This is a genomic window from Leptolyngbya sp. ST-U4 (genome assembly GCF_039962215.1).
Taxonomy (GTDB): Bacteria; Cyanobacteriota; Cyanobacteriia; order Elainellales; family Elainellaceae; genus Leptolyngbya_A.
Window position 1 is genome coordinate 933,252 of the sequence record NZ_JAMPKZ010000001.1, and the last position, 19,988, is coordinate 953,239.

Annotated in this window: 13 protein-coding genes and 1 pseudogene; 8 read left to right on the forward strand and 6 right to left on the reverse strand. The window is 52.4% G+C overall.

Going from position 1 to position 19,988, the window contains the following annotated elements:
- Positions 1-92: 92 nt before the first annotated feature.
- Both NDA02_RS04070 and NDA02_RS04075 read right to left on the reverse strand, forming a co-directional pair.
- Entirely contained in the window at positions 93-725 is a 633-nt protein-coding gene (locus tag NDA02_RS04070; protein ID WP_347277843.1) for an AAA family ATPase, read from the reverse strand.
- Positions 726-898: 173 nt separating this feature from the next.
- A complete protein-coding gene (locus NDA02_RS04075) occupies positions 899-2,188 on the reverse strand; it encodes a glucose-1-phosphate adenylyltransferase (RefSeq protein ID WP_348254448.1) in 1,290 nt (429 codons plus the stop codon).
- 137 nt (positions 2,189-2,325) lie between these two features.
- On the opposite strand from NDA02_RS04075, the gene NDA02_RS04080 reads away from it, so the two are divergent.
- The 3 genes from NDA02_RS04080 to NDA02_RS04090 all read left to right on the forward strand — a co-directional run bounded on the left by NDA02_RS04080 (position 2,326) and on the right by NDA02_RS04090 (position 4,737).
- Positions 2,326-3,705 carry an aminopeptidase P family protein gene (locus NDA02_RS04080; protein WP_190792174.1) on the forward strand — a complete coding sequence of 460 codons (1,380 nt, stop codon included), beginning with the start codon at positions 2,326-2,328 and terminating at the stop codon, positions 3,703-3,705.
- 187 nt (positions 3,706-3,892) lie between these two features.
- Positions 3,893-4,381 (forward strand): GNAT family N-acetyltransferase, encoded by a 489-nt coding sequence (locus NDA02_RS04085; RefSeq protein WP_190792173.1) that lies wholly within the window; start codon positions 3,893-3,895, stop codon positions 4,379-4,381.
- A 125-nt stretch (positions 4,382-4,506) separates the two neighbouring features.
- Positions 4,507-4,737 carry a hypothetical protein gene (locus tag NDA02_RS04090; protein WP_190792172.1) on the forward strand — a complete coding sequence of 77 codons (231 nt, stop codon included), beginning with the start codon at positions 4,507-4,509 and terminating at the stop codon, positions 4,735-4,737.
- Positions 4,738-4,769: 32 nt separating this feature from the next.
- Here the strand turns inward: NDA02_RS04090 and ribD are convergent, their stop codons facing one another.
- Complete coding sequence (gene ribD, locus NDA02_RS04095) at positions 4,770-5,903, reverse strand: bifunctional diaminohydroxyphosphoribosylaminopyrimidine deaminase/5-amino-6-(5-phosphoribosylamino)uracil reductase RibD (RefSeq protein ID WP_199296572.1); 1,134 nt, start codon at positions 5,901-5,903, stop codon at positions 4,770-4,772.
- A 202-nt stretch (positions 5,904-6,105) separates the two neighbouring features.
- Positions 6,106-6,318 (reverse strand): hypothetical protein, encoded by a 213-nt coding sequence (locus NDA02_RS04100; RefSeq protein ID WP_190792170.1) that lies wholly within the window; start codon positions 6,316-6,318, stop codon positions 6,106-6,108.
- 159 nt (positions 6,319-6,477) lie between these two features.
- Here NDA02_RS04100 and NDA02_RS04105 point away from each other — a divergent pair, with 159 nt between their 5' ends.
- Positions 6,478-7,923, forward strand: coding sequence for a PP2C family protein-serine/threonine phosphatase (locus tag NDA02_RS04105; protein ID WP_190792169.1), 1,446 nt, complete (start codon positions 6,478-6,480; stop codon positions 7,921-7,923).
- A 13-nt stretch (positions 7,924-7,936) separates the two neighbouring features.
- Positions 7,937-8,125, forward strand: a pseudogene (locus NDA02_RS04110) (hypothetical protein); the annotation flags it as partial.
- Here NDA02_RS04110 and NDA02_RS04115 read toward each other — a convergent pair.
- Positions 8,107-10,389, reverse strand: a complete 2,283-nt coding sequence (locus tag NDA02_RS04115) for an FdhF/YdeP family oxidoreductase (RefSeq protein ID WP_190792168.1) — start codon at positions 10,387-10,389, stop codon at positions 8,107-8,109. The pseudogene NDA02_RS04110 and the gene NDA02_RS04115 sit on opposite strands and share 19 nt — an antisense overlap.
- Positions 10,390-10,697: 308 nt before the next feature.
- On the opposite strand from NDA02_RS04115, the gene NDA02_RS04120 reads away from it, so the two are divergent.
- Positions 10,698-12,038, forward strand: a complete 1,341-nt coding sequence (locus tag NDA02_RS04120; RefSeq protein ID WP_190793424.1) for an FAD-dependent oxidoreductase — start codon at positions 10,698-10,700, stop codon at positions 12,036-12,038.
- 104 nt (positions 12,039-12,142) lie between these two features.
- On the forward strand, positions 12,143-13,222 hold the full coding sequence (gene cax / locus NDA02_RS04125) for a calcium/proton exchanger (protein ID WP_190793425.1): 1,080 nt from the start codon (positions 12,143-12,145) through the stop codon (positions 13,220-13,222).
- Between the two features lie 34 nt (positions 13,223-13,256).
- Here the strand turns inward: cax and NDA02_RS04130 are convergent, their stop codons facing one another.
- Positions 13,257-13,586, reverse strand: coding sequence for a hypothetical protein (locus NDA02_RS04130; protein ID WP_190793426.1), 330 nt, complete (start codon positions 13,584-13,586; stop codon positions 13,257-13,259).
- Positions 13,587-14,147: 561 nt separating this feature from the next.
- Here NDA02_RS04130 and NDA02_RS04135 point away from each other — a divergent pair.
- Entirely contained in the window at positions 14,148-19,979 is a 5,832-nt protein-coding gene (locus NDA02_RS04135; protein ID WP_348248751.1) for a HAMP domain-containing protein, read from the forward strand.
- The last annotated feature ends 9 nt before the right edge of the window (positions 19,980-19,988 follow it).

Below are 19,988 nucleotides of genomic sequence, written 5' to 3' on the forward strand. Positions count from 1 at the left end.
GTTTAAACGATATAGAGAATGGCACAGAAAACAAATCGAATCGACATTCAATTCATCAAGGCGTCAGTGCATCTTCTCATTATGCAGCGCGATTAATTTTGGTTAATTAAAAAGGACTCAATTTCCTGATTTTTGACTTGATTCATCAGAGCAATGCGCTGAATCAGCCGATCGAATCCCTCCTCTAAGCTGGGCGGCGCACCTGCAAGCTGACGGTGCATTCGCAAAATCACTTCTGGAGGAACCTGGCGCCATCGATTCTGGTTGCGTTCTAGACAAAGGGCAAAGGGCGTATCAACCCAAAATCCCGTGATTGAGTTGAAGCCGATCAATCGAACTTGCTGTAGGAATCGTCGACGATCGCGACGACGGACATTGGTGGCATCATAAATTGCGCCCTGAAGTCTGCCCTGCCGAATTGCGCCGATCGCCTGCCGGAACTGTCGCTGCACTTCTCGCTGAACAAGATTCCAGTCGCCCTGAATCGCTTCGTTGCCAAAAAGCTGTTCCCGAATTTGATCGGTCGAGATGACCCACTGCTGACTTTCCTGGGCAAGTTGAGCAGCTAGGGTAGATTTTCCGCTTCCCGGCAAGCCGATCATCAGCGTCAGCGGGATCTGAGAAACAGAGAGAATTTCTTCTGTACCGGAGAGGGAAGCGATTGCCCCTTGAGAAAACGGCGAGGCGATCGAATTCTGGGACGGGTGAGGCGGCTGGAATGACACAGATGGCTGCCCCCTTTGTTCCTCTATATAACTGTTGTGGACAGTACACCGTTATGGACACCGTAGCCGAATTGAGAGAGGCAGGGGGACAATTCGGATGATAACCATGACGGTTCCAAACCGCCTTTCGTCCTGGAAAATTATCGCCGGGAAACCGATCGCTCAATCATCCCCTAAATAATCGTCCCATCTGGAATGACAGCGTTCTTAAACACGACCACAATGCCATTGCGAATGTAGAATCCCTCTTCTTCGCGCATGGCTTCTTCAACGCGGTCTTTGTTAATGATCTGCACATCGCAGCCAATATGGGCATTCTTATCGACAATTGCCCGTCGAATCGTCGAGTTTGCACCAATTCCCAGAGGAATTTCGTGCTGTTCGCAGTCGGTCTGCCGTTCTGCAAAGGGCTGATAAAAGTCAGATCCCATGATTAGCGAATCTTGAATGACTGCGCCTGCTTCAACGCGGCTGCGAATGCCCAAAACAGAGTGATGAATCTGGCATCTTTTCAGAATGCAGCCTTCACCAATCATCGATTCAGTGATCTGGCAGTCGAGCATTTTGGTCGGAGGAAGCGATCGACCCCTGGTGTAAATCGGGGCTTTTTCGTCATAGAAACTAAAGGGCGGCTGCGGTTGCCGAGTCAGTGCCAGGTTTGCTTCGTAGAAGGCTTCGATCGTTCCGATGTCTTCCCAGTAGCCCTTAAACAGGTACGCCTGAATATTGTGGGTTTGGGCAGCGGCGGGAATGATTTCTTTGCCAAAGTCGGTCTGGGATGGGAACTGCTTCAGCAGATCGATCAGCACCTGCCGCTTGAAGACATAAATCCCCATCGACGCGATAAAGGGCTGCTCTTTTGCTTCTTCGGGGGTGAGTCCCAGAATAGTGGTATCTACCATTGCCTGCTTCAAGGCATCGCCTTTGGGCTTTTCGCTAAAGGAGAGAATGCGCCCCTGCTCGTTGATTTTGATCAGTCCAAAATCCGATGCTCGCTTCTCGTCCATCGGCAGCACTGAAATCGTGATATCAGCGTTGGTTTCCCGATGGCGGCGAACAAAGTCGGAGTAGTCCATCCGATAAAGATGGTCGCCTGACAAAATCAGGTATTCATCGACATCCCATTCCTCAAACAGCCAGATATACTGCCGCACGGCATCTGCCGTTCCCTGGAACCAATTGGGGTTTTCTGGCGTTTGCTGCGCTGCCAGAACTTCGACAAAGCTTTCCTGGAAACTCGTGCCGTTGTAGGTTCGGGAAATGTGTCGGTTCAGCGAAGCAGAGTTAAACTGCGTCAGAACGTAGATCTTGTAAATTTCCGAGTTAATGCAATTACTGACTGGAATATCAATCAGCCGATATTTCCCAGCAAGGGGAACAGCAGGCTTTGCCCGAAGTTTGGTGAGCGGGTAGAGACGGGTACCAGCACCCCCACCCAGAATGATTGCTAAAACTTTTTTCACGACAACCTCTTAACCGCTGATTAACACACCATTTTTCCTCAACTACAGTGTCTAACTGTCGGTAGCAGTTGGCAATAGTCTAAAGGGATAAGATTATCCTATGGAATTTAGATTTTTCTTCAACACTGCCTTAATTCATGCAAACGCTCCTTCCCTCGCTCCCAAAAATTCTGCGTCAGCGGAGACAGCAGCTTGCTCAGCAGGTTAATTTTCCGGTTGTCCTATGGTCTGGGCGGCAGAGTTCGCGCAATTTTCCGGCAAATCACTTTCCGTTTCGCGCCAGCAGCCATTTTCTTTACTTTGCAGGGATGCCGATCGAGAATGCGGCGATTCGGCTGGAGGGCGGCAGACTGGAACTGTTTGTCGATGACCCTACCCCGGCAAGCATCCTCTGGCATGGAGAAACGGTGCGCCGGGATGAGCTAGCGGCCCAAATTGGCGCAGATGCTGCCTATCCGTTCGCGAAGCTTCAATCCAGAGTTCACGATGCGGCGACGATTCCCGTGCAAGATGCTGCCACTCAGCTTCAGCAGTCCCAGATCCTCGATCGCATGATAGCTTCGACAAACCAGCTTCAAGAGCGCGATCGATTGCTGGCAGAAGCGATCGTCCAGATCCGGCTGATCCACGATGCGGGGGCAATTGCCGAACTGCGTAAAGCCGCAGCCGTCAGCGTTGAGGCACATTGGGCAGGCATAATCGCCACGCGTCAGGCAAAAAATGAGGCACAGGTTCGCGCTGTGATGGAAAGCGTGATTCTATCGCACAATATGACCCCGGCTTACGGCAGTATTGTCACGGTTCAGGGCGAAGTGCTGCACAACGATCGCTATCACCATCCTTTGAAACCCGGCGATTTGTTGCTGGCAGACGTGGGCGCAGAGGCGGAGTCCGGCTGGGCATCGGATGTTACACGCACCTGGCCAGTTTCGGGCAAATTCTCACCGACACAGCGCGATCTGTATCAGGTGGTACTGGCAGCGCACGATCGCTGTATTGAGGCAGTTCGTCCGGGGGTGGAATATCGATCGATTCATCTGCTAGGCGCAAAGGTGCTGGCAGAAGGACTGGTCGAACTGGGCATTTTCAAAGGTCAACCCGAAGATTTGGTGGAACAGGATGCCCACGCGCTGTTCTTTCCGCACGGGATTGGGCATCTGCTCGGACTGGATGTGCATGACATGGAAGACCTCGGCGATCTGGCAGGTTATGCGCCTGGAAGAACTCGCAGCGATCGGTTTGGCTTGGGCTATTTACGGCTCGATCGAACCTTGCAGGCCGGCATGGCAGTGACGATCGAACCCGGCTTCTATCAAGTTCCGGCAATTCTCAATGACCCAGAGCGGCGTGAAACCTACCGGAATGTGGTGAACTGGGAGCGGCTCAATCAGTTTGCCGACGTGCGGGGAATTCGGATTGAGGATGATGTGCTAGTAACCGAAAACGGCTCTGAGGTGCTGACGGCTGCTTTGCCGACTCAAATTGAAGCGATCGAGCAAATGCTAGCGAACCCATAACGCGCTGTGTTGCTTAATGCTGAACCTCTAGATTTCCCGTGGAATAGGCATCGGGTCTAATCCAATAAATCAGCCGCTCACGTCCGCTCATCTTCTAGGAGTGATGCACAAGTCACACAGATACATAAGTCGCACAGATACATAAGTCGCACAGATACATAAGTCGCACAGTCGGTTCACTGCTTTTATGGATCGCTTTTATCGCACTTTTTGCATCCGCAACTGGCAACCTGCCGATCGCCAAACTGCCGCCGATCTGATTGCTTCTGTTCTCACCGAGTACGGGCTGGGATGTGAACCCTGTGGGGCAGATCAGGATGTGCTGAACGTGGAGCAAGCCTACTGGAAAACCGGGGGCGAATTTTGGGTGGTCGAGCAAGCGGATCGCCTCGTGGGGACTGCTGCCTTTTATCCGATCGCCAGGGGGAACCAGGCGGTTGAAATTCGCAAAATGTATTTGCTTCCCGCAGTGCGGGGACAGGGGCTCGGACGGTTTTTGCTGCAAGCGTTAGAAGCCACGATCGTCACCCAGGGCTATGAGGAAATCTGGATCGAAACGGCAACCGTGCTGAAGGAGGCAGTTCAGCTTTACGAAAACAGCGGTTATCAGGCTACGACAGGCGTTGAAACGGCAAGATGCGATCGAGTTTACGTGAAGCGAATCAGACAGCACTGAGCAAATTCGATGCAGTTCATTAAAAATACTTATACTCTTTTACTCTTTCTATCCAGAAGTACAAGTCTTAATCAGCAATCTTCTGTCAAAGTTAAGCTGATGAAGCGCATGGGAGATTGGGACTAATGAAACGGAATCTATTCATACTGGGACTGCCGATCGTGGCTGGACTGAGCCTGACCCTAGCAAGCTGCGGCGGCTCTGCCGAACAAGAAGGCGGACTGCAACAGCCCGGAGCAGCTCCAACCCAGATCACGGACGATGAAGAAGACAATAACGTACCGGGTAAGGTGACTGACCAGGACGAAGATGAAAACGAAGACAACGAAGACGGCGAAAACAACAACGACGAATAGGAACCTTTTGAATCGCCTGCCTCTCCCCCAGCCTAGGACGTAAGCGATCTTTTAATCCTGCCCTCTACCAGCAGATCAGACCCGATTACCCCATCGGGGGAACTGCTCTGTATCGCCTGCCACTTCACGTCTTCTAGCTCGATCGCCTCGGTCATTCGCTCGAAGCCCAGATCGCCGACCGGAGAAGGAGCCGCCGCACCGCCAATCAGCTTGGGGGCAATAAAGGCAAGGATTTTTTGCACTGACCCGTCTCGAATGGCAGCCGCCGCCAGCGTACCGCCGCATTCCCACAGCACCGAGAGGAAGCCGCGATCGAATAAATTTGCCATTACCGCAGCCGGAGAAAGATTGGGCACTTCGACCACCTCTACGCCGCGATCGCTCAGGAACTGCTGAAAATCTGGCTTTGCTCCGGCTTCGGTAAAAACAACGGTGGGGGCTTCTGTCATCTTCCAGAGTTGGGCGACTCTGGGGAGGTCGAGCGATCGGCTCATCACCACCCGCAGCGGATTGTGTCCCTGTCCGTGGCTGGTCAGCAAAGGATTATCCTGCCGAACTGTGTTGCCGCCGATAATCACTGCATCACAGCCTGCCCGCAGGAAATGCACCTGCTGCCGCGATTCGGGTCTGGTGATCCAAGCACTGTGTCCGGTGGTAGTGGCAATCTTGCCGTCTAGCGTCATCCCATACTTTAAAGTTCCCAGCGGACGCTGATGCAGAATGCGATAGATAAATGCCTCATTGAGTTGGCGACAGGCAGCTTCTTCCACGCCTACCACCACGTCGATTCCGGCATTTCGCAGGCGATCGACTCCCGCCCCTGACACTTTAGGATTGGGGTCAATCATCCCCACCACGACTCGGCTCACTTTGGCGGCAATCAGAGCATCAGCACAAGGCGGAGTGCGTCCAAAGTGGCTGCACGGCTCCAGGTTGACATACACTGTTGCTCCCTCGGCTCGATCGCCTGCCGCTCTCAGGGCAAATACTTCCGCATGGGGCTGTCCGGCTCCTGGATGAAACCCTTCCCCCACAATTTCCCCGTCTTGCACGACGACCGAACCCACCATCGGATTCGGCGCAGTTTGTCCCCTGGCTTGTCGCGCTAGCTCAAGACATCGCTGCATCGTGTGCCGATCGAGCAGATCGCCTGTATCATGAAACATCAAATCGTTTGCAGGAGGGTCTTGAGTCATCGCATTATCTGCTCCTTACTCTGGAGAGCTTTTTACTGCTCACAAAATATCTTGACGATTCTTGATAATTCTTTGATTGAAGGGAAGTGAGAATGGGCACTTTAGGGTCGTTCCAGCTCAATTGATGCAGAAGGGTTGCTGCTTGCTGATTTGAGGCACTTCCACCCAGGTTTTAACCAGCGCTCCATCCTCTTACGGCGATCGCTTTTAGCAAATCAATCTGAATCTGGCGATCGATTCTAGTTCCAGGCTGGGGCACGGCTACTCCAACGGTAGCAAGAATGGGATGAAACATCACTACTGATAGAGTTTTCTCCCGCTTAAACTCACCAAAACGATAAATCCCATGAAAATCGGGAAATCCGTATAGTAATTGAGCAAGCATTCGTTAGAATTTATCCCAATGCTGTCGCTACCCCCCAATTCCCCTTATCTTGGAACTCCCTTGATTTCTTGCCTCCTCCAACTAAACCTGCTCCGCTAAATTTACCGCTTCAATTCTCTTCTTTCCGGTCATTACTCCTTTCACAGATTCCCCAAGTTCATGACTGCTGTGCCTGCTCCTCGCCAGCCCTCCCAATCGTCTGACTTCCCTGGTGGCTCCTCGTCGCCAGCAGACATTACGCCTGTCTTTGCGCTGAAGGAGCTGGTTTCGCGGCTGCACCGGGAGCAAAACAAAATCCAGGACTTGCTGAGTTCGCTAGGGTTTGCGCTTCGCAGTTTCAAAAACCTGAACCAGTTTCTCGAACTGACGCCCCTGATTGCGGCAAGAGTTACCGATGCCGATGGGGGTGCGCTGGTGCTGTTTAAGCCTAACGGTCAAATGCGGCTGGAGCGGCTTCACTGTCAAGACAATCAGTGCCAGGATGTAAAGGTGGCGATCGAGACTGCAACCCGTCAGCTCACGGCGGTCGCTAATGCCCACTACAACGGCAAAATCACTGCAATTCCGAACCGCACTGCGACGCTGGATTATCACGTTAATCATTTCTTAGGAACCTCGGTTCAGCTTTTTGGCACGGCAATTCTGACGAAAAACGTGGAGCGAGGCAGGCTCTATGTTTTCAGCCGCGACCCCGACTACACCTGGACAGAAACCCGCCAAAAGCTGGTGCGCCTGGTCGCTGACCAAACCGCCGTAGCGATCGAAAACGACGAACTCACGGTCGAACTGCGGAAAAAAGAAAGGCTCGATCGCGAACTCGAAATCGGCGCAGAAATTCAGTATCAGCTTTTGCCGCGCCAGTGTCCGATGATCGACGGTCTATCGCTGGCGGCCCGGTGCAAAACCGCAAACCGGGTAGGCGGTGACTATTACGATTTCATCCCGGCGAAGTATGACCAGATTCGCAAAACAAAATCGGGACAAATCGAGTCAGATAAGTGGAGTGTGGCGATCGGCGATGTGATGGGCAAGGGGGTTCCCGCCGGACTGATTATGACCATGCTGCGGGGAATGCTGCGGGCAGAAGTGCTCAACGCCCACTCGCCGTCAAAGATTTTGCAGCACCTGAATCATGTGATGTATGCGGATCTGGAGAACTCTAACCGCTTCGTGACACTGTTTTACTCAGAGTACGACAAGCAGACCCGCACCCTGTCTTTTAGCAATGCTGCCCATCACCCGCCCCTGCTCTGGCAGGCAGCCACCGGAGCGATCGTCCGCCTTGACACGATCGGAATGCTGATCGGACTCGATATGGACAGCAAATACCACGAAAACAAGGTTCAGCTTCAGCCCGGAGACACCATCATCTATTACACCGATGGCTTCACCGACGCGTCAAACCAGCAGGGCGAACGCTTCGACGAGGGAAATCTGATGCGCCATTTCCAGTGGGCGTGCCGTCACTGCGAAACCCCCCAGGCAATCCTGGAATATCTCTTCGATCAGGTACAGCGTTTTGTGGGAGCCGATCGAACCAATGATGATGATATGACGCTCATTGTGATGCAGGTTAAGCCAGAGCAGAGCCAGGCGGAGGGTTAGTCTCACTCCCAGTCTGCTTACGACAGATCAGAACTTACGTTATCAACAGAACTTGCAGCAAGCTGGAATAGCAGTCATTGTTCTCGTAGCACCCAGCAATAGACTCCCTAATCTCGTTCCTCTCATAGCAAATGTTCGTGACGTGCTAGACATCATTGCTCTGGGAGAAGTAACGGAAGTTACTCAGGAAACATCAGCGTAAACAGCCACGGGAACGCGCTTATAAGCAGGAGTACCTGACTTAGGATCAATTTTTGCCTTAAAAATGACATTCACTTCCGGGTAAAACATCATTGCTGCGCCTGCTCGAATGCCGCCGAAGATAATTTCGACATTTTCCAGTTTTCCGGCATCGCCCTGGACTGTGACGCGCTGGTGTTCCTCGAACCCTGCTTTGGCTGCGTCCGATCGATTCATCAAGATACAGTTGCGGTGAGGCATTCCGCGATATTTGTCTCCTGGTTTATAAACGACGGTGTTGTGCTGCGAGTAGCTTCTGCCCGTGCCCAAAATTAAGATCATTGCCTGTTTCGTCTGAAGAATTCCAAAGTCTTGCAGCGTGGGCAGCATGAGTTGGGGAAGGGGTGTAGTAAACATTGCAGCTTTGCCGGAAGCAGTGGCAAACGTGGGCTGATCGAAGACCCGGTTGGCGATCGTAAATTCGGTTTGGGTGTCGTCCATCAAGGCGATCGCTTCATAGCCGGGAATGGTTTGGGCGATGAGTTGGCGCACGTAGCGAGTGTCCTGCAGTTTGCGCCAGTTGATGGGATTTGTACCGTGAATACGGTGGGCAATTTCGGTCAACAGTTCCACTTCGGAGATCAGGTCTGCGTCGTGCAAATGGCTTTTGCCTTCGTCGTTAAGCCGCACGAAACTGTTGCCAGATTCGGTGGTTGTTTGGTGGGGATTCTCAAAGCGGTTGAAGACAGGCAGGATCAGGGTGTTTTGCCGCGCTAATCCGTGGAAGTGCCCCAGGTTGGGCTTGGTTGCGACATAGAAAATGGTGTCGATGTTGCCGAGGGCACGTTTTGCCTGATGCAGATCGGGATTTGCCGCGTAAAAATTGCCGCCGAGACAAAGCAGCATATCGACTCGATTGTGGTCAGCGGCTTCCATCAGCGCACGAGCATCGTAGCCCTGAACGCGACTGAGCGATCGTCCAAGCAGTTTTTCTAAGGCCTGCTGAATTTCCTGCCGCAGGCGCACTGTGACGCCCATCGAGCCAAAACCCTGCACATTAGAATGTCCCCGGATTGGCATTGTGCCTGCACCCGGTTTTCCGGCATTGCCGCTTATTAAGGCAGTATTGGCGATGCTGAATACGTTATCCGTGCCGTTGCTATGGTGGGTGATGCCCATTGCCCAGGCAAAAACGACCGCTTTTGAAGTACCAATCATCTGCGCGGCAACCTGGATTTCTGCCCGATCGATTCCGCAGATAGAGGTAATGGTTTCCCAGGAAGTCGATCGCGCCTGATCTACGACCGCTTCCCACCCTTCGGTGTGTGCCTTGAGGTAATCCCACCGCACAAGGTTTTGCTCAATCAGGGCTTTTTGTATGCCTACCAACAGAGCCGTATCGCTGCCGGGAACAGGCTGAAGGTAAAGCGAAGAAATTTCTGATCCACCGCTTAAAAGCGACTTTATTGGGTAAGCAGGCGAAGCGAATTTCACCAAGCCGACTTCAATCACGGGATTGATCACAATCACCTTGCCACCCCGATCGCGGATCTGAATCAGCTCATTCATCAATCGCGGATGGTTTGCCGGAGCATTCGAGCCAATCAGCACCACACAATCGCTCTGCTTCAGGCTTTCCAGACTCACCATCGACGTACCGGAACCAAACATCTGCTTCAGTCCCACCGTGGAAGGCGCATGACACAAATCCGAGCAGTCCGCCAGATTGTTCGACCCCATTGCCCGCAGCATTAACTGCAACAAAAACGCTGCCTCATTCGACGATCGCCCGGAACTGTAGGACGCAACCCGCTCTGACGGCTGCCGAAATGCCGTTTCTGCAATGTTAAACACTTCATCCCAGGAAATGCGCTCGTAGTGCGACTGTCCCGCCCGCAAAATCACCGGAAAACTTAAACGTCCCAGGCGATCGGCTTCCAGCGAAGTGAGCCGCTGAAGTTCGGCAACACTGTACTGATCAAAGAAATGGGGCGTAAGTCCGGGCTGAAGTTCGGCAACGATCGCCTCGACGCTTTTCATACATCGCTGCACTTTTTCGCCCAGTTCGTTCGTGAAGCCGCCTTTTTGTCCGCCCGTACCCCAGGCGCAAGAGAGGCAGGCACTTTTGTGGGTCAAGGTCTGCCACAGTTTCACACCCTCTGGAGACAGCGTTTTTTCTGCCCAGTATTGAATGATGGGAAATCCGCCGCCTGCCTCAGGCACATCCGAGTCGATCGATGAAGCAGACAATGGGCCAGCTCCGGTTTCGGGCTTTGGGGCATCCATTAGCATTCACTCCAAACCGTTTACAGTGAAACGACGATTACCGCTCAGGGGGAACTGCTTCGCATCGCTCTATCTGAAAAGTAGCCGATTCCCCCCACGGACGGTAGCGTGAAAGATTACAAATTCTGACAGCCGCAATCAGCACATTACGACAAAGAGCCGATCGAATGGCTCGCTTGCTAGGCAGATTCGAATGCTAGGCTGAAATGTTATGAACCTCCGACCGTTTGCGGATGAGCAGCGATCGGAAAATCTCTACAATAATAAAAAGAGTAAAAATCAACCGAGTAGAAACCAACGAGAGCGGAATGACCAGCCAACTGTATGACGTTGTTGTAATTGGGGGAGGCGTTGCGGGAACTGCCCTGCTATATTCGCTGGCAAAGTTTACCGACCTGAAGCGAGTTGCGCTGGTTGAAAAATATAGTGGCGTGGCAGCAGTAAACTCCAAGGCGACGAACAATAGCCAGACTATTCACTGCGGAGATATTGAAACCAACTACAGCCTGGAAAAGGCGTTGAAAGTGCGGCGATCGGCGCAGATGGTAGTGCGCTACGGCGCAGAATTGTCTGATGAGATGCGCGATCGGGTGATTTACAAGTTTCCCAAGATGGTGCTGGGTGTTGGTTCCCAGGAGTGTGAATTTTTGCGGCAGCGATACGAGCAGTTCAAGCCCCACTTCACTGGAATGAGTCTGCTCGAAAAATCCCAGATTGCCGAAGTCGAACCCCATGTGGTGCAGGTCAATGGACAAGCTCGACCAGAAGAACTGGTGGCGATCGGGATTCAGGATGAATATACCGCGGTGAACTACGGGGCACTATCGCAGTCGTTTGTCGAGCTGGCGCAAACCGTCGAAGGCAAAACGATCGACCTGAAGCTGGGTACGCTAGTGCAGGCGATCGAAACGGCAGGAGCGAATTACCGCATTGTCACGCCCAATGAAACGCTGACCGCTCGCTTTGTTGTGGTTTCTGCAGGGGGACACAGCCTGCTGTTTGCTCACAAAATGGGCATTGGGCTGGAATATTCCTGTCTGCCGATCGCGGGTAATTTCTACTTCACGCCGCAAGTGCTGAACGGTAAGGTCTACACGGTGCAGAACGACAAGCTGCCCTTTGCCGCGATTCACGGCGATCCTGATGTCACGGTTCCCGGCAAAACGCGCTTTGGTCCGACTGCGCTGCCCATGCCCCTGCTGGAGCGATATGACTGGAAAACTGCCTTCGATTACCTGCAAGTGCTGCGGCTCGATTCAACCGTGATGGCAGTGCTATGGGATTTGTTCAAAGTGCGGGACATTCGCAATTACATCTTCAAAAACATGGCGTTTGAAATGCCCGTGGTCGATCGCCGCCTGTTCCTCCAGGATGTGCGAAAGATTGTGCCTTCGTTGCAGCTTGAGGATCTGGAGTTTGCTCGCGGCGTGGGCGGCATTCGTCCGCAGTTAATCGATCGCACCCAGCGCAAGCTGATTTTGGGACAGGCAGAAATCGATCCGGGCAATGGTATTCGGTTCAACATCACGCCTTCTCCGGGTGCAACCACCTGTTTGGGCAACGCCGAGCACGACATTTTGCGAATTCAAGAGCACCTGGGCTGTGAGTTCGATCGATCGTGGTTTGAGGCGGAGACGGTGGCAGCCTAGCAGAGCGGTGGATTGGGGGCGAGTGGGTGGCTGAGTGAAGCTGAAGCGTGCCATGATTCTTGGGAATACTGCACGCAAACCCTCAGGAGCCTCTTGAGAAACCGATGAACCTTAAGAATCTCATCTTTACTGTCTTACTTGTCTTTGTGCCCATTTCGGTTCTTGCCGACGCGCTGCACTGGGGAGCACTGGTGATTTTTATTAGTGCCTGTCTGGCGATCCTGCCCCTGGCAGCCTGGATGGGAACTGCAACTGAAGAAATCGCGATCGTCACTGGGCCCTCGATCGGCGGTTTGCTAAACGCGACCTTTGGCAATGCTACAGAGCTAATCATCGCGCTGGTTGCCCTGAAAAGCGGTGTTGTAAACGTGGTCAAAGCCAGCCTCACGGGGTCGATTATCGGCAATTTGCTGCTGGTGATGGGCTTCTCGATGCTGCTGGGTGGACTGCGCCACAAAGAACAAAGCTTTGAGCCAACGATCGCCCGCATTAATGCTTCAACAATGAATTTGGCAGTGGTGGCAATGCTTTTGCCGACGGCAGTGGACTATACCTCTCCAAGCATTGATCAACTGACGCTGCAAAAGCTGTCGATCGTGGTTGCCATTGCGCTGATCACGGTGTATCTGCTCACGCTGCTGTTCTCGATGAAAACGCACAGCTATCTATATGATGTGGGGATTGCCGAAGAAGAAGGAGAAGGACTCGTCCCCGAAGGCAAAAAACCCAATCTGCTGCTATGGGTGGGGGTGCTGCTGGTTGTGACCGTTCTGGTGGCGATCGAGTCAGAAATACTGGTTGGTTCCCTAGAGGAAGCCACAAAACAGCTAGGGCTGACCGAACTGTTTACCGGAATTGTGCTGCTGCCGATTATTGGCAATGCGGCAGAGCATGCAACAGCGGTGGTCGTTGCCGTGAAAAACAAGATGGATCTGGCAGTTTCAGTCGCCGTGGGATCGAGTCTGCAAATCGCGCTGTTTGTTGCCCCCGTGCTGGTGATCGCAGGCTATTTCTGGGGACAGCCGATGGATCTCAACTTTAATCCGTTTGAACTGGTTTCCGTTGCAGTGGCAGTGTTTATTGCCAATTCGGTCAGTGCCGATGGGCGATCGAACTGGCTGGAAGGAACGCTGCTGTTAGCGACTTACGTGGTGATTGGGGCAGCGTTTTTCTTTCATCCTTAAAGCTTTCATCCTTAAAGACGCTACTCTACCGAGCCTATTCCGACTGAGGAGACTGGAGATCCGCCAGCAGCAGATTAATTCGTTCTGCAACATCTGCTCTCCCTTCTGGCGGAGCGTCGCGCAGAAAAACATCGATAATAAACCAGCGACAAAGCAGCGGATCGATCGGAACCAAATGCAAGATGACTTGATTTAAGACTTCCGTCAGCAGCGTGTCGGGAAGCCGATGCAATTCATCCCGAATCACAATCGCCTCTTCTAAATCATGGGTTTGTCCGACTTTTAAAACCGCTTTGACCACAGCCTCAATCAGATGATTGAAATCTTCAGTGTTAAGGGTTTCGTTAAAAGGCTGATTTGACAAGCAACAATTCCTTGATTCGCTTAATGATTCAAACCGAGTGCTGACCGATCGGGAGCACTTTCCTCAGCTTTATGTCCTTAGCTTAATCTAAGAGAATGTTTAAAAAGTATCAAAAGTGCTGGGTTGTCCCCATACCCCCAAATGCTGAGGAACTTTGAGCGTGAGGAGAGATGGCTCGGTTCCCCTCAAAGTTAATTCCGTATCGGGGATGGTTCGGGTAACAGCAATCGCTTTTCAACCCTCCTCTTAATCCATGCCACCAATTTTTTTCGCTATGAATTAAACGCTAACGAAGATTAAGCTTTTGATTCAGCAGTGAAAGAGCAAACTTTTGAGAGCAGAATCGAGAGCAGAGTTGAAATTAAAATTTGGGCTATCACAAATAATAGCTGCGCCTCAATCAGCGTCCTCTAGCCTAAGGTAGAGTAAAGACAAAGTTACGCCCATAGGTAGAAGCGATCGACCTGAACGAAGCAGGGATAATGAATCGATGTATGCCTGTGGCAGGACTTCTAGCCAGTGACGTACTCATCCTGACCTACCGCGAAAGTTACACCCGCTATGACCACCGCTTCTCGCACCCCCAATTCCGATACCCTCGATCTCCAGCAGCTCCTCAAAACGCTGGTTGAAATAAAAAAGGGTAATTTCTCTGCTCGGATGCCACTCGACCAGACCGGTATTGCAGGCAAGATCGCCGATACGCTCAACGACATCATTGAGATGAATGAGCACATGGCAACTGAACTGGAACACATTAGCCAGGTGGTTGGTAAGGAAGGCAAAATTAGCGAACGCGCCTCGCTCCAGAATGCGAAGGGAGCATGGAAGGCATCGATCGGCTCGGTCAATGCGCTGATCACTGATCTGGTGCAGCCGATGACTGAAACCACGCGAGTAATTCGGGCGGTTGCCACTGGAAACTTGACGCAGACGATCGCCACCGAAATTGACGGCAAACGGCTGCAAGGCGAGTTTCTGCAAACGGCTCAAATCGTCAACACGATGGTGGATCAGCTCAACTCCTTTGCTTCAGAAGTAACACGGGTGGCGCGGGAAGTAGGAACTGAAGGAAAACTCGGCGTGCAGGCAGATGTGCCCGGAGTAGCGGGAACCTGGAAGGATTTGACCGACAGCGTAAACTCGATGGCAGGCAACCTGACCGCACAGGTACGAAACATTGCTGAAGTAACAACGGCGGTGGCAAACGGAGACCTCTCTAAGAAAATCACCGTGGATGTGAAAGGCGAAATCCTGGAGCTGAAAAACACCATTAACACCATGGTGGATCAGCTCAACTCGTTTGCCTCGGAAGTAACACGGGTAGCGCGGGAAGTAGGAACTGAAGGAAAACTCGGGGTACAGGCAGATGTACGCGGAGTAGCGGGAACCTGGAAGGATTTGACCGACAGCGTAAACTCGATGGCAGGTAACCTGACCGCACAGGTACGAAACATTGCTGAAGTGACAACGGCGGTGGCAAATGGGGATTTGTCGAAGAAAATCACTGTAGATGTGAAAGGCGAAATCCTGGAGCTGAAAAATACGGTCAACACGATGGTGGATCAGCTCAACTCGTTTGCTTCAGAAGTAACACGGGTGGCGCGGGAAGTCGGAGCAGAAGGAAAACTGGGCGGACAGGCGCAAGTTCGCGGAGTAGCCGGAACCTGGAAAGACCTGACCGACAGCGTGAACTTCATGGCAGGCAGCTTAACCGCACAGGTACGAAACATCGCCGAAGTAACAACGGCGGTGGCAAACGGAGACCTCTCCAAGAAAATCACCGTGAACGTGAAAGGTGAAATCTTGGAGCTGAAAAACACCATTAACATCATGGTGGATCAGCTCAACTCGTTTGTGTCTGAAGTGACGCGAGTGGCGCGGGAAGTGGGAACCGAAGGAAAGCTTGGCGTGCAGGCGCAAGTTCGCGGAGTAGCCGGAACCTGGAAAGACCTGACCGACAGCGTGAACTTCATGGCAGGCAACCTGACCGCACAGGTACGAAACATTGCTGAAGTGACAACGGCGGTGGCAAATGGGGATTTGTCGAAGAAAATCACCGTGGATGTGAAAGGCGAAATCCTGGAGCTGAAAAACACCATTAACACCATGGTGGATCAGCTTAGTTCCTTTGCCTCGGAAGTAACACGGGTGGCGCGGGAAGTGGGTTCTGAAGGAAAACTCGGGGTACAGGCAGATGTACGCGGAGTAGCCGGAACCTGGAAAGACCTGACCGACAGCGTGAACTTCATGGCAGGCAGCTTAACCGCACAGGTACGAAATATTGCGGCGGTAACAACGGCGGTGGCAAATGGGGATTTGTCGAAGAAAATTACCGTGGATGTGAAAGGCGAAATCCTGGAGCTGAAAAATACGGTCAACACGATGGTGGATCAGCTCAACTCGTTTGCTTCAGAAGTAACACGGGTGGCACGGGAAGTGGGTTCTGAAGGAAAACTCGGCGTGCAGGCGGAAGTAAAAGGCGTAGCCGGAACCTGGAAAGACCTGACCGACAGCGTGAACTTCATGGCAGGCAGCTTAACCGCACAGGTACGAAACATCGCCGAAGTGACAACGGCGGTGGCAAACGGAGACCTCTCCAAGAAAATCACCGTGGATGTGAAAGGCGAAATCTTGGAGCTGAAAAACACCATTAACACCATGGTGGATCAGCTCAACTCGTTTGCCTCGGAAGTAACACGGGTGGCACGGGAAGTGGGAACCGAAGGAAAACTCGGGGTGCAGGCATACGTCCGCGGCGTGGGTGGAACCTGGAAGGATTTGACTGATAACGTGAACTCAATGGCAGGCAACCTGACCGCACAGGTACGAAACATCGCCGAAGTGGCAACGGCGATCGCGAACGGGGACCTCTCCAAGAAAATCACCGTGGATGTGAAAGGTGAAATTCTCGATCTGAAAAACACCATTAACACCATGGTGGATCAGCTCAGTTCCTTTGCCTCGGAAGTAACACGGGTGGCACGGGAAGTAGGAACCGAAGGCAAGCTGGGCGGTCAGGCGCAGGTGATTGGCGTTGCAGGAACCTGGAAGGATCTCACTGACAATGTGAACTCGATGGCAAGCAACCTTACAGCCCAGGTGCGAGGCATTGCGCGAGTGGTGACAGCGGTGGCGAACGGAAACCTGAAGCTCAAGCTGATGCTAGATGCCAAAGGCGAAATCGAAACGTTAGCCGACACTATCAACGAAATGATTGACACGCTGGCAACGTTTGCCGAACAGGTTACGACCGTTGCCCGAGAAGTAGGAAGCGAAGGAAAACTCGGTGGACAGGCAAAAGTGCCGGGAGCATCGGGAACTTGGCGCGATTTGACCGATAACGTGAACGAGCTGGCAGCGAATCTAACGACGCAGGTGCGAGCGATCGCCGAAGTAGCAACAGCGGTGACTAAGGGCGATTTGACGCGATCGATTTCCGTCGAAGCAAAAGGGGAAGTGGCAGTCCTCAAAGACAACATCAACCAGATGATTGCCAACCTGCGCGAAACAACGCAGAAGAACACCGAGCAAGACTGGCTCAAGACCAACTTGGCGAAATTCACCCGTATGTTGCAGGGGCAGCGCGACCTTGAAACAGTGTCCAAGCTGATTCTGTCCGAATTGGCTCCGCTGGTTTCGGCGCAACACGGGGTCTTTTACCTGATGGAAGCCAACGAAACCCACACGTCCTATCTCAAGCTGATCAGCACCTACGCCTACAAAGAGCGCAAGCACTTAGGCAACCGCTTCGAGCTAGGACAGGGACTAATCGGGCAGTGCGCTTTAGAAAAGGAGCGCATTCTCCTGACTGAAGTTCCAGCAGACTACATCAGAATTAGTTCTGGACTGGGTGAAGCAACCCCGCTGAATGCGGTTGCGCTGCCTGTTTTATTTGAAGGACAGGTGACTGCGGTGATCGAGCTTGCTTCGTTCTCGCGGTTCAGCGACATTCACTTAACGTTCTTCGACCAGTTGACCGAGAGTATTGCGATCGTCCTCAACACGATTGCCGCTAGTATGCGAACTGAAGAACTGCTGAAACAGTCGCAGTCACTGGCAGAAGAACTGCAAACCCAGCAGAAAGAGCTAACGGGAACCAACCAGCGATTAGAACAGCAGGCGCAGTCACTCAAAGCCTCGGAGGAACTGCTCAAGAATCAGCAGGAACAGCTTCAGCAAACCAACGAGGAATTACAGGAGAAAGCCGAACTATTAGCCGTTCAAAACCGGGAGGTGGAACGCAAAAATCAAGAAATTGAACAGGCGCGTCGATCGCTGGAAGAAAAAGCCGAACAGCTTGCCCTCAGTTCCAGATACAAATCGGAATTCTTGGCAAATATGTCGCATGAACTGCGAACGCCGCTCAACAGTTTACTGATTCTGGCACGACTTTTTGCCGAAAACAGCGACGGCAACTTAAGCGATAAGCAAATCGAATATGCCCGTACGATTTATTCTGCCGGAAACGATTTACTTGGACTCATCAACGACATTCTGGATTTGGCAAAAATTGAGTCGGGAACGATGTCAATCGAAACAGAGCCAATGTCGATTAATGACTTCCGCAATCACCTCGATCGCACATTCCGCCAGGTCGCCCAGGATCGTAATCTCGAATTTCAGATGAACTTTGATCCGCAGTTGCCGCGCACTTTGTACACCGATGCCAAGCGGCTTCAGCAAGTTCTAAAAAACCTGCTCTCGAACGCCTTTAAGTTCACCGAGCAGGGTCAGGTCAGCCTCAACGTAAGCCTCGCAACGGGGGGCTGGAGTTTTGATAAAGAAACGCTGAATCGTGCCGATCGCGTAATTGCCTTTGCGGTTACTGATACGGGAATCGGCATTGCGCCAGATAAGCAGCAGGTCATCTTCGAAGCGTTTCAGCAGGCAGATGGCACAACCTCCCGGAAGTATGGGGGAACGGGCTTAGGCTTGTCGATTAGCCGAGAAATTACCCGTCTACTAGGCGGTGAAATTCGCCTTAAGAGTGAGCTGGGTTGCGGCAGCACGTTCACGCTTTATCTGCCCCAAAGCGAGGGAGAACGCTGGAGTTTACCGATTCCTACCCTCGCTACCTCATCCTTGCAATCCACGATCGTCCGACCTTCCACGGTGCTAGCAGCAGGGCAACCAGCGACAGCAGGCAATCAGCCCGAACCAATGGCACTGATGCGCGAGCGGGCGATCGAAGACGATCGAGACTCTATTCAACCGGGCGACCTGACCTTGTTGATCGTTGAAGATGACCTGAACTTTGCCGGCATTCTGCTAGATCTGGCACGACAGCAAGGCTTTAAGGGACTGGTCGCCACTCGCGGTAACGTCGGGCTGGAAATGGCACAGCAGCTCAAACCCACCGCAATTATGCTCGATGTTCGCCTTCCGGTTCTCGATGGCTGGATGGTGCTGGATCGGCTGAAGCATCACGCTGACACCCGCCATATTCCAGTCCACATGATGTCGGTAGAAGAGGGATTGCAGCGCAGTTTGCGGCAGGGAGCAATCGCGTATCTGCAAAAGCCTGTTAACAGCGAGTCATTGCTCAACGCCCTGGCAAGCATTAAGGAGTTTGTCGAGCGTCCGATGAAAAATTTGCTGATCGTCGAAGATGATGACGTTCAACGCCAAAGCCTGGTTGAACTGATTGGCAATAGCGACGTAGCAATTACCGCGATCGGCACAGGTGCAGAAGCGCTTGAGACATTGCGATCAGGTCACTTTGACTGCCTCGTGCTCGATCTGGGACTACCCGACATGGATGGGTTTGCCTTCCTTGAGCAGATTAAACATGACTCCAGCCTGGCCCACTTGCCGATCATTATCTACACCGGAAAAGATCTATCGGCTCAAGAAGAACGGGAACTCCGAGGCATTTCTGACACGATCATTCTTAAGGATGTCCGATCGCCCGAACGTCTGCTGGATGAAACTGCCCTCTTCCTGCATCGGGTTCAGGCAGACCTACCAGACCTTCAGCGACAAATGCTGGAACGATCGCAGCAGCAAGATCCAACGCTGGCAGGCAAAAAAATTCTCATTGTCGATGATGACGTGCGGAATATTTTTGCCCTCACCAGTGTATTAGAACGCTATCAAATGGAGATTCTGTACGCTGAAAACGGTCGAGAAGGCATTAGCGTATTACAAAATCACCCGGATCTTGATTTGGTGTTGATGGATGTGATGATGCCCGAAATGGATGGGTATGAAACGACGCAAGCCATTCGGGAAATTCCCCAATTCGCTCATCTGCCTATCATTGCGTTAACGGCAAAAGCCATGCGCGGCGATCGGGAAAAATGCATCGAATCGGGAGCTTCGGACTACATCACTAAACCTGTTGAAACCGATCAGCTCTTGTCTGTACTTCGGGTTTGGCTCCACCAATAATCCAACTGC

Bases quoted from the DNA above. Each gene is read 5' to 3' on its own strand.
- NDA02_RS04080 (WP_190792174.1), top strand. From the start codon at position 2,326: ATGCAAACGCTCCTTCCCTCGCTCCCAAAAATTCTGCGTCAGCGGAGA.
- NDA02_RS04085 (WP_190792173.1), top strand. From the start codon at position 3,893: ATGGATCGCTTTTATCGCACTTTTTGCATCCGCAACTGGCAACCTGCC.
- NDA02_RS04090 (WP_190792172.1), top strand. From the start codon at position 4,507: ATGAAACGGAATCTATTCATACTGGGACTGCCGATCGTGGCTGGACTG.
- ribD (WP_199296572.1), bottom strand. From the start codon at position 5,903: ATGTTTCATGATACAGGCGATCTGCTCGATCGGCACACGATGCAGCGA.
- NDA02_RS04100 (WP_190792170.1), bottom strand. From the start codon at position 6,318: ATGCTTGCTCAATTACTATACGGATTTCCCGATTTTCATGGGATTTAT.
- NDA02_RS04105 (WP_190792169.1), top strand. From the start codon at position 6,478: ATGACTGCTGTGCCTGCTCCTCGCCAGCCCTCCCAATCGTCTGACTTC.
- NDA02_RS04115 (WP_190792168.1), bottom strand. From the start codon at position 10,389: ATGGATGCCCCAAAGCCCGAAACCGGAGCTGGCCCATTGTCTGCTTCA.
- NDA02_RS04120 (WP_190793424.1), top strand. From the start codon at position 10,698: ATGACCAGCCAACTGTATGACGTTGTTGTAATTGGGGGAGGCGTTGCG.
- cax (WP_190793425.1), top strand. From the start codon at position 12,143: ATGAACCTTAAGAATCTCATCTTTACTGTCTTACTTGTCTTTGTGCCC.
- NDA02_RS04135 (WP_348248751.1), top strand. From the start codon at position 14,148: ATGACCACCGCTTCTCGCACCCCCAATTCCGATACCCTCGATCTCCAG.